Annotated in this window: 13 protein-coding genes; 6 read left to right on the forward strand and 7 right to left on the reverse strand. The window is 45.9% G+C overall.

What is annotated here, in order from left to right; translation table 11 throughout:
• Nucleotides 1-25 precede the first annotated feature (25 nt).
• Nucleotides 26-2,308: a hypothetical protein gene (locus tag L3V27_RS19740; protein ID WP_005391368.1), complete on the reverse strand. Its 2,283-nt coding sequence runs from the start codon at nt 2,306-2,308 to the stop codon at nt 26-28.
• A 164-nt stretch (nt 2,309-2,472) separates the two neighbouring features.
• Nucleotides 2,473-3,318, reverse strand: a complete 846-nt coding sequence (gene queF, locus L3V27_RS19745; protein ID WP_005391365.1) for an NADPH-dependent 7-cyano-7-deazaguanine reductase QueF — start codon at nt 3,316-3,318, stop codon at nt 2,473-2,475.
• A gap of 108 nt (nt 3,319-3,426) precedes the next feature.
• On the opposite strand from queF, the gene syd reads away from it, so the two are divergent.
• Both syd and L3V27_RS19755 read left to right on the forward strand, forming a co-directional pair.
• Nucleotides 3,427-3,972, forward strand: coding sequence for a SecY-interacting protein (gene syd / locus L3V27_RS19750; protein ID WP_237312583.1), 546 nt, complete (start codon nt 3,427-3,429; stop codon nt 3,970-3,972).
• 2 nt (nt 3,973-3,974) lie between these two features.
• The gene (locus L3V27_RS19755) at nt 3,975-4,751 is read left to right on the forward strand and encodes a Zn-ribbon-containing protein (protein WP_053808746.1); all 777 of its coding nucleotides are present in this window, start codon (nt 3,975-3,977) and stop codon (nt 4,749-4,751) included.
• 109 nt (nt 4,752-4,860) lie between these two features.
• On the opposite strand, the gene L3V27_RS19760 is transcribed toward L3V27_RS19755, so the two are convergent.
• From L3V27_RS19760 to metN, 3 genes are read right to left on the reverse strand one after another with little or no spacing between them, the layout of a single operon-like run.
• A complete protein-coding gene (locus L3V27_RS19760) occupies nt 4,861-5,670 on the reverse strand; it encodes a MetQ/NlpA family lipoprotein (protein WP_005391357.1) in 810 nt (269 codons plus the stop codon).
• Nucleotides 5,671-5,702: 32 nt separating this feature from the next.
• A complete protein-coding gene (locus L3V27_RS19765) occupies nt 5,703-6,380 on the reverse strand; it encodes a methionine ABC transporter permease (protein ID WP_005391355.1) in 678 nt (225 codons plus the stop codon).
• Entirely contained in the window at nt 6,370-7,404 is a 1,035-nt protein-coding gene (gene metN, locus L3V27_RS19770) for a methionine ABC transporter ATP-binding protein MetN (protein ID WP_047010146.1), read from the reverse strand. Before metN ends, L3V27_RS19765 begins: the two co-directional genes overlap by 11 nt.
• Nucleotides 7,405-7,745: 341 nt before the next feature.
• Between metN and gmhB the strand changes: the two genes are divergently transcribed.
• The 4 genes from gmhB (at nt 7,746) to treC (ending at nt 12,723) form a co-directional block, all read left to right on the forward strand.
• Nucleotides 7,746-8,297: a D-glycero-beta-D-manno-heptose 1,7-bisphosphate 7-phosphatase gene (gene gmhB, locus L3V27_RS19775; protein WP_237312585.1), complete on the forward strand. Its 552-nt coding sequence runs from the start codon at nt 7,746-7,748 to the stop codon at nt 8,295-8,297.
• A gap of 103 nt (nt 8,298-8,400) precedes the next feature.
• Nucleotides 8,401-9,348: a trehalose operon repressor TreR gene (treR, locus tag L3V27_RS19780; RefSeq protein ID WP_237312587.1), complete on the forward strand. Its 948-nt coding sequence runs from the start codon at nt 8,401-8,403 to the stop codon at nt 9,346-9,348.
• 177 nt (nt 9,349-9,525) lie between these two features.
• Nucleotides 9,526-10,950: a PTS trehalose transporter subunit IIBC gene (treB, locus tag L3V27_RS19785; RefSeq protein WP_237312588.1), complete on the forward strand. Its 1,425-nt coding sequence runs from the start codon at nt 9,526-9,528 to the stop codon at nt 10,948-10,950.
• An 87-nt stretch (nt 10,951-11,037) separates the two neighbouring features.
• Complete coding sequence (gene treC / locus L3V27_RS19790; RefSeq protein WP_237312590.1) at nt 11,038-12,723, forward strand: alpha,alpha-phosphotrehalase; 1,686 nt, start codon at nt 11,038-11,040, stop codon at nt 12,721-12,723.
• A 101-nt stretch (nt 12,724-12,824) separates the two neighbouring features.
• Here the strand turns inward: treC and L3V27_RS19795 are convergent, their stop codons facing one another.
• A complete protein-coding gene (locus L3V27_RS19795; RefSeq protein ID WP_006743213.1) occupies nt 12,825-13,724 on the reverse strand; it encodes a hypothetical protein in 900 nt (299 codons plus the stop codon).
• 131 nt (nt 13,725-13,855) lie between these two features.
• A complete protein-coding gene (locus L3V27_RS19800) occupies nt 13,856-15,376 on the reverse strand; it encodes a winged helix-turn-helix domain-containing protein (RefSeq protein ID WP_237312591.1) in 1,521 nt (506 codons plus the stop codon).
• Nucleotides 15,377-15,411 lie beyond the last annotated feature (35 nt).

The following is a 15,411-nucleotide window of genomic DNA, read 5'->3' on the forward strand; positions in this document are numbered from 1 at the left end:
GTTATTATGTCTAACAGGCGTTTAATTATCCATTTTTTAATATTTTCTTGATGTCGTCCTCATTCTTGTAGGACGAATGGATCTTAATCAGGCCTTGGCTAATGGCATGCTGACAGGCGGTTCTTATGTTACCCGTTGCAAAGCTCGCGGCGGGTGCGTTATCGATGGCTTTCAAGAAAACCCAGTGGCTTTGCTTATCCTTCAAGCTGACTTCTCGCGCAATGTGAGTCGCAAGCAGCAACAGATCGAGTAATTCCTCGTCGTTAATTGCAGTGTAGGCTCGTGGTAAGAACGGATAATCGCTGATACCCATGCGAATAATGCGGTTGACGTTGTGCTGCTGAGCGAACTCATCCACCCAAGTCTGGAATTTCTCGAACATGACTTCGGCAGAAGCATCACGGTCAGCGTTCGGCTCGATATAGAGTAGGTTTGCATCTGAGAAATGGTAAAGACGCGACGGTTTTTCTATCTTTTCCGCTAGGAAGTCACCAAATGCGCGCTCCAGCTCCAGGCCTGCTTTATAACCGTTGTGGACGTACATGCTTCGTAGGAATGGCAAGTCGATCATGACAAAGCGCAGGCGATCGTTAAGTGGCTCGTGGATCAATTCGCCCATTTGCCATTGCTCGAAAGTTTCGCTCGACTTTTTCAATGAGCGAGACAGCTTCACGTTCAGCATACGCAAGTTACGTAAACGGGAACGAGAGTGAGTGAAGAGATCATTACGCAGTTTTTCGATTTCACTTGCTTGGCGCTGCATGATCACGCCGCGGCGCATAATGAACAAAAACATCACCAACACAGTAATAAACAATGCGAATGAGATTTTCTGGAATTTGCGGTGTTCCCTTTCCACTTGCTCAAGGCGTTCCGATTGGCCGATATAGTGGATGGTTTGTTCAGCAAACTCTTTTTGTTGGCGGAATGCATCCTCACTGATTTGGTTGAGCTGCTTTTGCTCTAAACGCACAAGGTTGGTGTATTTCTTATAAGCCTGCAGAGAAAGTTGGTATTCGCCTGCCTGTTCGTAACCAAGCCCGAGTAAGCGGTAAGACTGCTGCTTAATGAAGTTGTTATTTTCAGGTGACTTTTCAGCAAGTGCTAACGCCAGCTTTGCATTGGTAATGACGTTTTTACTGTCGTTTTGATGATAAGCCAAACCTGACTGAAGCAACGCTGCCTTTGCTTCAAGCTTAGGAATGTCAGTGTATTCTAAAAGCTCTTTAGAACGGTCTAGGTATTGTTCAGCTAGCGCGTAGTTATAGAGTTGCAGATAGGTAGCCGCCAAGCTTAAGCGAATCTTAATGATCCGATTAATGTTCTTACTGGTGCTTTCATGGTCCAGCACGTTGAAGTAGTGCACTAAGGCAAGGTTAAACTTGCCTTGGTAAAAATAAATGTCACCCATTTGCTCAAGGACATCCGCTAGGATGGGAGAGCTAGGGTAGGAGTCATAGAAGTCTGCGGCTTGAGATAAGTATTCGATCGCTTTGTCGTAAACTCGGCGCTCTTGGAAGAGTCTTGCCAACAGGCGATTAACTTTTGCTAACCTTGCGCCACTGTCACTCTCAATAGATTGCCAATAACCATAAAGCAGTTCCGACAAAGCCAAATTGTATTTCTTGCTATTCAGATAAAACTCGCCGACGGCTGTGTAATAGTCGATCAAGGCTAAGTCAGATCGGCTGTCTTCAAGCATAGTTTTGGCTTGAGAATACAAACTTTCCGCTTTAATCAGATCGCCACTATGTGAAGCGAGGAGCGCTCTTTGCATCACTAATCGATAGCGAACGCTGTCGGTACGTTGCAATACCGCATCAGCTTCATCGAGTTGCTGCTCAATTTGGTTAAGCGTGTCTTCCGCTTTTGAGTAGTTTTTGTCGTACATCCAAATCATTTGGTTGCGCATCAGCTGGAGATCTAAGTCCATGTAAGGCAATTGATATTCTTGCGCTAAGCGCTCGGCTTTGTTTAGGTGTTCGATAGCCGAACGAACGTTACCCATGGCGTAGTCTGCCTGAGCGATAATCTTGTGTGCTTCGATGGTGCTGCTTGGTGTGCGAACGCTACGATCGGTCTCGTCACGAGACATCGCAGAAGGGCTGTCACTCTCTTTGCGTTCCGTTAGCTCACGTTGTGACAAGTAGTTGGTTGCCGCTTGTTTTGCTTGTGATGGCTCTATTTCCGCCAATTGTTGTGCTTCGTTGAGTAACGCGGACGATAAAATGGTCGCGTGAAGCGGCTGTACAAACAGCAAGCAAAGAAAGCCAATCAACTTGAATAGACGCGAACTGTCCCAAAACATCCTTTCGTTCCCTCGAACTGTTTTTAGATATGGCGGATAACGGTAAAGACCTCAACAAGCCTCTTAAATGCAGGTTGAAGCCATTTGATATAGTAACATGCTTGGACAACAAAAACGTCCGGTAACCCTTTAGATTACCGAACTTATTTCTGTCACTAACGCGATTACTGACGAGCCATGCGGTGGTTGTGATCTGGCTTGTCTTGTTCCGTTGAGCGGTACGGGTTGATGTCCAAGCCACCACGGCGCGTGTAGCGGGCGAATACGGTCAGTTTGCTTGGTTGGCAGTATTTCATTAGATCCGTAAAAATACGCTCAACACATTGTTCGTGAAATTCGTTGTGCTCGCGGAAAGATACCAAGTAACGCAGCAGTTTCTCGCGATCTATTTTCGCACCTTGGTAGCGAATTTCTACACTGCCCCAGTCGGGTTGATTGGTGATCAAACAGTTTGACTTCAATAGGTGGCTATGTAGGATTTCTTCCACTTGCTCTTCACCTGCTGCGCCTTCAAGCAAATCGGCATCAAAATCGTAACTGGTGATGTCAATGTCTTGGTCATCAATGCATTCGCCTTCCATTGTCACAATAGGCTGATTGGTGTAGTGAGTAACCGGGTTCACCTCGACCAACACCTTTTCACCGGCACATTCAGATAGGTCTTGCGTTAAACGCTCTTCAACTTCTTCCCAGCTTGCAAAGCGGGTTTGGTTGTAGCTGTTTAAGTACAGTTTGAAAGACTTCGACTCAATCAAGTTTGCACTGGTGGCTGGAATGTATACTTCGCCAACGGCCACTTGTGGTAAGCCTTTACTATTTAACCAAGAGAGCTCGTACAGCGTCCAAATGTCGTGGCCCATAAAAGGAAGGCTGTCGCCTAACTGAAGGTCATCTCGGTTTAGGCTACGAGGAACTGGTTGCAGCAAGCTTGGGTCGTATTGGTTCGCATACTCGGTCTTTTTACCTAGTGTTAGGCCAGCAAGCTCTTTAGCGTCAGAATATTTGCTCATACTTTGTGGTCGTTTTCGATTAGAATGGCGAGAATTTTACTGAATCCGCTGGTCAATTGCCATCCGGCAAACACGGCTATCTGATAAATAAGGAATGAGGAGACCTTCATGACCCAAAACGTTACTCAGGCGCTACAAGAGTTCAGCCTGCGCTACCAACAAGCTTGGCAAGCTAAATATAATGAGTTGCCAAGCAGTGAAGAGCTTGCAGATCTTGTTTCTCCTTGTGTCGAAGAGAAGCGTGATGGAAAGGTGCTTTGGAAAGCGGTCGCACGTGATGAAATGGCCGATTTCACTAATGTGGAAAACGCCATTGAGTTGTCACTGCAAGATGATGTAAAAGCCTTTTATGGTTCTCAATACAGCGCCGATATGGAGGCAACTTGGCAACGTAATTCGTTGACGCTGCTGCAAGTGTGGAGCGATGATGATTTTGTGCGCCTACAAGAAAATATTCTTGGTCATTTGGTGACGCAACGTCGCCTGAAACTTAAACCAACGGTATTTATCGCGGCGACAGATGAGGAAATGGATGTGATCTCGATTTGTAACCTCACTGGTAATGTGATTTTAGAGCGTTTAGGTACGTCTAAACGCGATGTGCTGGCGGATTCATTGGCTGAGTTCTTGAGCAAGTTAGAGGCCGCTGTCTAAATATGTACGTTGTTGAGTTGCAGTTTGAGTGTTTTGATAACACCACCGTCAGCGCGGTAGACAAAGCCATTAATGGCTTGATGGATGCGTTGCGTTACAACGGCCAAGTACTAGGCCGTGAATTCCCGATAGTGATGGGAGATGGCGAGTTTTATGTTCGTGTCGTTTGCCCAGAGCAAGACAGTTTGCATCCACGTTATCACTCAGATTTTGTCAAAGTGTGCATGAACCGTTTGTCAGACGCGTCCTTGCTTGCACCGAAAATGCGTATGCTTGGCCGTGATTTAAATTCAGAACAAGCGGCCGAAGAAGAGACACCTAGCTGGCAAGTGTTGTACACGACTTATGTTCATACATGTTCGCCATTGCGCAGTGGGGAAACGTTGTTGCCGATTCCTTTGTATCGCAATGAGCCGACGCTAAATGGTGACCATAAAGCCGTCATCAAATGGCAGACAGAATGGCAAGCGTGCGATGAAATCCAAATGGCTGGCGGGTGCCGTGCAGAGCATGCGGCGCTGCACGAGATTTGCGATGTAGACAGCGTGTTGTTCCGCCGCGGTTGGGATTTGCGAGGTCGTATCGAATACATCACGAAGATTCCTACGTACTATTACCAGTATCGTGTCGGTGGTCAGTCGCTGGAGAGTGAGAAAGCGCGCAAGTGCCCAAAATGCGGTGGAGAGTGGCTACTCGATGAGCCACTACATGACATATTTCACTTTAAGTGTGATGACTGCCGAATCGTGTCGAATATCTCTTGGGACCACCTTAAGTAACTAATTGAGGTTACTTAAATGGTTAGATAGAGAAATAAAAGGGCTGATGTTTTCACATCAGCCCTTTTATGTTCAGACTATATTTTCAGTACGGTTTAGAAAAGTGGGATTACCAACCTTTCACTACGCCGCCTTTGAATAGCTCTTTTGCTGCTTCGTAAACTTCTTCCGTTTGATAAGCTTTTACGAAGTTTTGTACGTTTTGCGCATTAACATTTTCTTCGCGAGCAACAATTAGGTTTACGTATGGTGAGTCTTTATCTTCAACGAACACGCCGTCACGCTCTGGCGATAGGTCGATAGAGCTTGCGTAAGTGGTGTTGATGATAGATAGCGTTACGTCATCCAATGAACGTGGAAGTTGTGGCGCTTCTAACTCAATGATTTCGATATTTTTAGGGTTGCCTACGATGTCACGTACTGTAGCGAGTAGACCAACGCCATCACGTAGCGTAATCAAACCTTGTTGCTCAAGAAGCAGTAGTGAGCGACCTAGGTTTGTTGGATCGTTTGGAACTGCGATGCGTGCGCCATCTTGGATTTCATCGATTGACTTCACTTGCTTAGAGTAACCAGCAATAGGGTAAACGAATGAGTTACCCGCGATAGCCAGTTTGTAGCCGCGGTCTTTCACTTGTTGGTCTAGGTATGGTTTATGTTGGAACGCATTCGCGTCTACTGAACCATCATCCAGAGCGGCGTTTGGGGTTACGTAATCGGTAAATGTTACTAATTCAACGTCTAGGTTGTACTTTTCTTTTGCTACTTTAGCTGCAACTTCGGCAACTTGTGCTTCAGCACCAGCAATAACGCCAACTTTTACTTTATTTACGTCTACTTCTTTGTCGCCACAACCCGCTAGAACAAGAGCAGAAGCGGCCGTTGCTACAGTCAAAAGACCTTTAAGGCTAAATTTCATCTTTATCTCCTTATAATTTGTATTTTCAATGCTTATCTGTGGTCTACACGGCGCACCACTGCGTCACCGATAGACTGAATAATCTGTACTAGAACAATCAGCATCACGACAGTCACAGCCATGATAGTTACATCGTAGCGGTGGAAACCGTAACGGATGGCTACGTCGCCGAGGCCGCCGCCGCCTACCGTACCCGCCATGGCCGAGTAGCTAACGAGAGTGACTAAGGTGATCGTTACTGAGTTAACAATAGTCGGCATTGCTTCAGGTAGTAGAACTTTTGTGATGATCTGTGTTGGTGTCGCCCCCATTGATTGTGCCGCTTCCACCAAGCCTGTTGGTACCTCTAACAAAGCACCTTCAATAAGACGGGCAACAAACGGAATGGCACCAATAGTCAGTGGGACGATTGCTGCGGTTGTACCGATAAAGGTTCCAACTAGCATTTTTGTCACTGGAATAATCGCAACCATCAGGACGAGGAATGGCACAGAACGACCAATGTTAACGACAGCGCCTAAGCTGCTATTTAGTTTGGTGTTTTCAAGTAGGCCGCCTTTCTTAGTAATATGGAGGATTACGCCTAATGGAATACCCACGGCAAAGCCGACTAATCCGGCAACCGCAACCATGTAAAGCGTTTCCCACGTTGCACCTAAAAGTAGTTTGCTGTTTAAACTCAGCCATTCAGAAATTGTGTTAAAGGACATAACCAAGTACCTCTACTTTTACGTTGTGCTTACGCAGGTATTCCAATGCTGCGTTATCATCTTCTTCGTTACCAAATAGCTCTGCGACCATCATGCCGAATTTCACGCCGCCAGCGTAATCAAGATCGGAGCTCAAAATACTCACATCAATATTGTATTTACGAGAAATTTGCGACATTAACGGTGCATCGACGGTTGCGCCAGTAAACTCTAAGCGAACCAACGGGTAGCTGCCTTCAACACGCTCTGCTTGCAGACGTGCTTGGTAATCTTCAGGAATGGATAGATCTAGCGTTGAGCGAATGAATTGATGCGCCAGCTCCGTTTTAGGGTGCGCGAAAATATCGCCAACGGTGCCTTTCTCCACCAACTCACCACCACCGATGATCGCCACTTCGTGACAGATACTTTTTACCACTTCCATTTCGTGGGTGATCAGTAGAATCGTGATGTTGAGTTTGCGGTTGATCTCTTTCAATAGCTCAAGGATAGATTGAGTTGTTGCAGGATCCAGTGCGCTAGTGGCTTCGTCACACAGTAGTACGCTTGGATCGGATGCCAATGCGCGAGCAATAGCCACACGTTGTTTTTGACCGCCACTTAGGTTGGACGGATAGCTTTCGTGTTTGTCGGCTAAGCCAACAAGTTTTAATAACTCAGTGACTTTTGTTGTGATTTGCGATTTGTCTTTGCCTGCCAGTTCCAGTGGTAGCGCCACGTTATCAAACACAGTACGAGACGAGAGCAGATTAAAATGCTGAAAGATCATGCCGATGTTACGGCGCGTTTCGACCAACTGCTTTTTGCTGAGTTTTGTTAAATCAATGCCATCAACGATGATGGAGCCAGATGTTGGTGCTTCTAACATGTTTACGCAGCGGATCAGCGTACTTTTACCAGCACCAGATGAACCGATAACACCGAAGATGGTGCCCTTGGCGATGTGTAGGTTAATGTCTTTCAGGGCAAGGATTTCCTTACTGCCTTGGTAGAACACTTTATTGACGTTTTTTATTTCTATCATGTTTCAACCTGCCCAAAGATACGGGGAACTTCGCTGTCAAAAACGGCCTTTGACAGAACTTAATGTTGAGCTTTATCTCACTTCTTAGTTGATGCTATGGGTTAACCAGAATGAAGTCAATAGATATTTTTACGTCTAGACGTCTAAATGTATGGATGTTCTGTTTTGAAGAGAATGAGGAGTAAGTTACGAGGAGAAGATAAGTGGAGAGCCCCCTCAGAATTACCGATTCTTGCCCAACAAATCAACTGTTTTGTCGAGGCCTAGAATGAATTAGATAGTGTTGAAGTTTATAAGGTATGTAATAATCTGATTAAACCGAGTTAATAGAGAAATACGTTTTGGCAAAACCTGCTGTTTTTATCGATCGTGATGGCGTGATAAACGTTGACCACGGCTACGTTCATGACGAACATGATTTTGAGTACATTGATGGTGTGTTTGAAGCGACGAAAGCGCTGAAAGATCAAGGTTACCTCTTAGTGCTAGTGACGAATCAATCGGGCATCGCACGTGGTAAATTCAGTGAAGACCGTTTCTTGTCTCTGACTCAATGGATGGACTGGAACTTTGTTGATCATGGTGTTGAGTTTGATGGTATCTACTACTGTCCACATCACCCTGAACATGGCATTGGCGATTACAAGCAGGATTGTGATTGCCGCAAGCCTAAACCTGGTATGTTTATCTCTGCTCGCGACTTCTTGAAAATCGACATGGAAAAATCTGTGATGATTGGTGATAAAGCCGAAGACATGATGGCAGCAGAAGCCGCGGGCGTTGGCACCAAGATTTTGGTGCGCACAGGTAAGCCTGTTACTGAGCAAGGTGAAGCATTAGCAACGGTTGTGCTTGATAGTGTTGTTGACGTGCCTGCATATTTAAAGAAATAATCTGCACAATTCGCATATTTAAGGGAAGCGTTTGCTTCCCTTTTCTCTTATTACTGTTAAAGTTCAGTCACCTAAGCATTCATCCATTCTAGTTTGATCACTTATGAGCAAAAAACTCACCATTCTTGATATCGCGAAATTGGCAGGCGTTGGCAAATCAACAGTAAGCCGTGTGCTTACCAACGATCCAAAAGTGAAACCTCAAACGCGAGAGAAAGTAGAGCAAATCATTCGTGAATCTGGTTATGTACCGTCCAAATCTGCGCAATCAATGCGTGGCGGTAGCCAAAAAGTCATTGGTGTTATCATCTCCCGTCTGGACTCACCATCCGAAAATCGTGCTGTTGGTACAATGCTCAATGCATTGTATTCCGCTGGTTATGATGCGGTGATCATGGAGAGTCAGTTTGACCGAGACAAAACCAATGAGCACTTGAGTGTGCTTAAGCGTCGCAATGTGGATGGCGTGATTGTATTTGGGTTTACAGGATGCGATGAGCAAGCCTTAGCTGAGTGGGGCAATCGCATTGTGGTGATTGCGATGGATACCGATAACGTCTCTTCCATCAATTATGATAACCAAGGCGTGATAGACATGGCTTTGTCTCACCTTGAGCAGCAATCTTTATCTCGCATTGCTTATATTGGTGTTGATCCTGAAGACAAAACCACTGGCTTAGCTCGTCTAAATGCTTATAAATCGTGGTGTCAACGCAAGCAACTTACGCCTTGTTTCCAAACCGGTAAGCTTAGCCATGAAAGTGCTTATCAGCTGGTGGACCACGTTCTCAATGCAGACACGCAAGCCATTGTGTGTGCCAGCGATACCATTGCATTGGGCGTAATCAAGCGTCTTCAAGAGTTAGGTCGTGAAGACGTGGTCGTGACAGGCGTGGGTGGTAACGAGTTGCTTTCTTTCCTTTTCCCTAAAGTATTTAGTGTCGATCCTGGTTATACCCTTGCGGGTGAAAAGTCCGCTAAAATGCTGATTAATCAATTAAATGGCGATGAAGAAGTCGCTCACTTCACTCAACAACCTATTTGCCGCTAATCCACACTACAGCGATTTGCTCTAAAATTATACTGTGATCATTCTCAATTAATGGGACTGTTCCCATTTTGTTTTTTGTCTTTGAGTGGCAATATTAAAATCAAGAAATGGGAATGTTCCCATTTATAAAAAATAAAATGATGAATCGAATGTATCCAATACAGGGTGGACAAAGTTATGAGTAAGATTGCGCGTAAAGACGTGGAGCGTCTTATTGAGCTGGTCGGGGGGCCGGACAATATTGCCAGTGTAAGCCACTGTTTAACTCGCTTGCGTTTTGTTCTAAACGATACGGACAAAGCTGACACAAAACAGTTAGAAGCATTACCGATGGTGAAGGGCTGCTTTACCAACGCAGGTCAATTCCAAGTCGTCATCGGCACTGAAGTTGATGAGGTTTACAAAGTACTGATCGAGCTAAGCGGTAAAAGTGAAGCGAGCAAAGACGAATCCAAGAATGCTGCTCGCCAAAACATGAATATCATTGAGCGTGGTATTTCCCACCTTGCAGAAATCTTTGTACCACTGTTGCCTGCGATCATTACTGGTGGTTTGATTCTTGGTTTCCGTAATGTGATTGGCGACATCAAAATGTTTGATGGTCAAACCCTAACGGAAATCAGTCAGTTTTGGGCGACTGTTCATTCATTCCTATGGTTAATTGGTGAAGCAATTTTCTTCTTCCTACCCGTTGGTGTGTGTTGGTCGACCGTGAAAAAGCTCGGTGGTACACCGATTTTGGGTATCACGCTTGGTGTAACTTTGGTTTCGCCGCAGTTAATGAACGCCTACCTGATTGGTAAGCAAGTACCTGAAGTGTGGGACTTTGGGTTGTTTGCGATTGAGAAAGTCGGTTACCAAGCGCAGGTGATTCCCGCGATGTTAGCAGGTATCGCACTGGCGTTTATCGAAACACGCTTAAAACGCATCATTCCGTCTTACCTTTACCTAGTAGTAGTACCGTTTGTTTCTATCATTGTGTCTGTGATTCTTGCGCACTCTATCATTGGCCCATTCGGTCGTATGTTGGGTGACGGCGTAGCATTCGCAGCAAAAGCAGCCATGACGGGTGACTTTGCGATGATTGGTTCAACCATCTTCGGCTTCTTATACGCGCCACTTGTGATCACAGGTATCCACCACACAACCAACGCCGTTGACTTGCAGTTGATGCAAGAATTGGGTGGCACGCCGATTTGGCCTTTGATTGCACTATCGAACATTGCTCAAGCATCGGCAGTGGTTGGCATCATTATCATCAGTAAAAAGCAGGATGAGCGTGAAGTCTCAGTGCCAGCAGCGATTTCTGCCTACCTTGGCGTAACAGAGCCGGCGATGTACGGCATCAACTTGAAATACAAGTTCCCAATGTTGAGTGCGATGATCGGTAGTGCATGTGCTGCTGCTATCTGTGGTAGTGCGGGCGTCATGGCGAACGGTATCGGTGTGGGCGGCTTGCCGGGCATCTTATCTATCCAGCCGCAGTTCTGGGGCATCTTTGCTCTGGCGATGTTGGTCGCGATGGTGGTACCCGCTGCATTAACGTTACTTCTTTATAAGCGTGCACAAGCGAAAGGTGAGCTTGAGGCGGCAAACGCGTAATTCAATTTGAGGCAGTGACTTGGCTGCCTCCTCCTATTTTTCTTTTCAAATTTTAAGTTTCCGATTACTGGTAAGTGAGTGTTAGAAATGGCTATGACCAAGCATGATGAGAGCTGGTGGAAAACCGCAACCATCTATCAAATTTACCCAAAAAGCTTTTGTGACAGCGGCAGTAAAGGCACGGGCGATATTAAAGGGATCATTTCTAAACTGGATTATCTAAAACACCTCGGTGTGGATGCGATTTGGCTGACGCCAGTGTATCAGTCTCCAATGGTTGATAACGGTTATGACATCTCCGATTACTACGCGGTCAACCCCGAGTTCGGCACGATGGAAGATTTCGATACCCTGTTGTCAGAGGCTCATCAGTTGGGCATTCGAATCATCATGGACATCGTGGTCAACCATACTTCGACAGAACACAAGTGGTTCCAATCTGCGTTAGGTGATAAAAACAGCCCTTACCGTGATTACTACATCTGGAAAGATCCGGTTGATGGCGTAGAGCCCAACAACTGGCAATCGAAGTTTGGAGGCAATGCTTGGGAATTGGATGAAGCGACAGGGCAGTACTACTTGCACCTTTTTGCTAAAGAGCAGGCGGATTTGAACTGGGAAAACCCAGTGGTGCGCGAAGAAGTCAAAGAAGTCATCAGTTTCTGGGCAGACAAAGGCGTGGATGGTTTCCGTCTTGATGTCATCAACCTGATTTCTAAACAACAAGATTTCCCAAGCGATGATATTGGCGATGGCCGTCGTTTCTATACTGATGGTCCTCGCGTGCACGAATATCTGCAAGAAATCAGCGAAGCCGTGTTCCAAAAGTACGGCAGCGTCACGGTGGGGGAAATGTCTTCCACCACGCTAGAGCACTGCCAGCAATACTCTTCGCTAGACGGCAAAGAGCTATCCATGGTGTTCAACTTCCACCACCTGAAAGTGGATTATCCGAATGGTGAAAAATGGACCAAAGCGCCGTTTGATTTCATTCAGTTAAAGCAGATCTTCAACCATTGGCAAACGGGCTTAAATGGCAAAGGGTGGGGGGCGCTGTTCTGGTGTAACCACGACCAACCTCGTGTGGTCAGCCGCTTAGGCGATGATAAACAATACCGCGTCGAATCAGCCAAAATGTTGGCGGCGTCTGTACACATGATGCAAGGCACACCTTATGTTTACCAAGGTGAAGAGATTGGTATGACCAACCCAGGTTACACTGATATCAGCCAGTACCGCGACGTAGAAAGCACCAACATGTACGACATCATGGTTAACCGCGATGGTGTATCACACGAGGAGATGATGGCGATTTTGGCGCAGAAGTCGCGTGATAACTCACGTACGCCAATGCAATGGAACAGCCAAAAGCACGCCGGTTTTACCGAAGGCACACCGTGGCTCGAAGTGGCGCAGAACTACTCTGAAATCAACGCAGAAGCTGCGGTTGCTGATTTAAACTCGGTGTTCTATTTCTACAAACGTTTGATTGAGCTACGCAAACAGGTTTCGGTGATCACTGATGGCTGTTATGAAGATTTATTGCCAGAGCATCAACGCATTTTTGCTTACGCTCGCCAGAACGACAAACAAACACTGCTGTGTATCAATAACTACTACGCTGAAGAGGTGGAATGCGTTCTGCCAGAACGTTTTGATATGAGTAAAGCGAAAAACTTGCTATCTAACTATCAAAACTCAGCGAGTGCAGTCGCGTCTAACCATCAAGTATTACGACCTTACGAAACTCGTATTTTATTGATAGAAGAATAAACTCGGGTGTCACCCCCTAAGATTGATGTTCGAGATAAAGGCTTTGGTGTGCTCCCCAAAGCCTTTTTTATTGAGATGCGAGATACTTGTGGAGTACAGGCTTATTTTGCTTCAATTGCTGTTAGCAGCACTTTCTCTTCATTGATTTGTACTTGTTGTACTTTTAGCAGTTCGATTTGCTCAATCAGACCTAAGCTCGGGTTAAACCAACGTTCTGCCGAAGTGGCGAACTCCATTGAGTCCATACCATCGCAGTTTAGGTTGTAAGTATTCTCTTCCGTCAGGTACGCCGCTTCAATTTTCTTGCTTGAAATTGAGAACGTTTTACGTACGCCAGTCTCTCGGATTTGCTGCTGCCAAACCACTTGGCAAGATGCTGTCATTGGCAGGTTTTGCACCCACTCATGCTCTTCAAAACTGTCTAGTAGGTTGTGAACTGCGTAGCCTGTTAGAGTGGTTTGCAGAGATATGGTCTCTTCACCGATATCAATGTTCGGGCTTTTCTCTTTTACGTCGTCACCGTTGAGACGGAAAATAGGGCTGCTGTGCATCAGCATGGCAACAAACTGCTGGTTAATGGAATAAGCGTCGGTGACTTCATGAAGTGCGCCATCAGAGCCTGCAAAATAAAGCGTATTGCCCTCTTCATCGTCGTTGTACTGTTCGTCAGAATAGTAGAACTGTTTGGCGCCGTAGTTCACCAAGTCATTAACCAACTGGACCATTGCTTCGCTGTTTGGGATTTGTGCCAATGCTGCCAACAATTGCTCGTTATCCATCGCTTGGAAACTCAGTTTCATCTCGCCTTCAGGTTGGCCATCCAGGCTAAACGCGTAGTTTAGTTGTGTGCTTGGCGTGGGAGCGAAGATTGAGTTTTGAATCGCGATGTCGAAACTTTCTTGAGGCACTTTGTTTGGATTAGCACTGCCAGAAGATGAACCGCCGCCACAGCCGTAAAGAGCCAGAGTTGCTGCTGCGATAAGCGTCATTTTGTTTAGCATGGTTTACATTCCTGATTGATTAGGCCGTTTCATGTTGGGCCGTTGCTTGAATGCGAGCATGCTAAGTTTAGTGAGCTAAAAAGGGCAAAAAACAAAAGCTAATAGGGCTTAACGAAAGCTTAATTTTATATTTAGGTCTTTGTTTTATTTGGGCTTATTTCGTTAGCTACGTTGGTGCAATACTCGTTGATGAGCGCTTTCCATCGGCTGATAATTTCTTGATCGGTCAAACTGACATGCAACGTTTTCCATGGTTGAAGGCAAGTTTCTTTCGATTCAGATTGAGAAAGACGTTCAAACAATGTCTCGGAAGGTAAAACGCGCAGCAGTGCCACCAGTGATTCCATGTAGTTGAGACGGAACTGTTCGAGTTTGTTTTGTTTATAAGCGATGTGAGACACAAACGTATAAATCAGCGCGTTTTGAATACGTGAGTCGCCATCTGGAGTGGTCAGCAGAACTTTTGCTCGGTCTAGGTTACCTAGTTTGAAATGCAATACGCCCAACCAGAGGCTTAGCTCATCTGGCAAAACATCGAACGACGACTGCACTTGCGTCAAATACGCTTCCAGCTTTTGAGGTTCTTGCTCGTACAAAGCGAGATGCCTTGCGGTTGTGATCGCTGCAAACTCATCAGCTTGTTGGAGAGGTTGGTTAGAAAAGACATTCTCAAACAGCATTTTTTGGTGAACGTCTGACAGCTGCCATGTGCTTGCCGAAGGTGCAGGCAAGTTGAAGTATTGCGCGACATCTGAGTGAATTTGGAAGATATCCGATTGTAGGTCGGATAAGCGCAGTGTGTATTCGTTGCGAAACGCCAGTTTCCCTGTCGCAGGATAAATAAGGTTCATCTGAGCTTTCAAGGTGCCTTGCTCTGCGCCGTCTTTTAACTCTATGTTGAGTTCGTAATCACTGGTCTGCATGTTTCGCGCGCCAGGGAAATACGGCGTATGACCGATAGGATCAAGAAAGTAACTGGGAGCGTCTTGGTTGGCGATGTCGGTGTATGGATATTCGACCTGTTGTTGCAGCAAGATGGCTTTGACCAGTATGCGATATTTTCTTGCTTGGGAGCCAATCGCATCGACACGGTTGAGCAGCAGTTCGACTTTGGGGATAAGTAACTGATGACGTGTTTGTTGCGTTGAAATCTCTTGGCGTTGCCATAACAAGCTTGCGAGCGTCACGCTACAAACCGTAAGTACGGCACATAAGCTATAAGCACAAATCAGCTTTATGTTCTTACGGTTCGCAACTTGAGCTGTAATAGCACGTCGATGGTTTTTCGCTGGTGGTACTAAACGGATATTCGCAGGGTTTAGAAAGTAACCTTTGCGAGGATAAGTGACCAAGAGCTTAGTCGCATCGTACTCGGGGAGATGCTGTTGTAGCAGCGCACGTAAGGTGCTAATGCGGTTAGTGAGTACATTCTTAGAGATGAATTTGCTCTGCCAAATGGTTTCGATAATAGTATCGGCAGAGAGCGGATGTCCCACGCTTGTTAGCAGCAGCTCTAATAACTCAATGGTACGAGGTTCGAGATCAATCGCGACAGTGTCTTGATGAAGAGTTTGTGTCTTCGGATTATAGACCAACTCGCCAATCGCAATACAACTGTGAGTTTGTTTGGCTTGTTGCAAAAAATCGCGCATACCGCACCGCGTTATTTGGAAATGGCGAAATATTA

This window comes from Vibrio sp. J2-3(2022) (assembly GCF_021725735.1).
Taxonomy (GTDB): domain Bacteria; phylum Pseudomonadota; class Gammaproteobacteria; order Enterobacterales; family Vibrionaceae; genus Vibrio; species Vibrio diabolicus.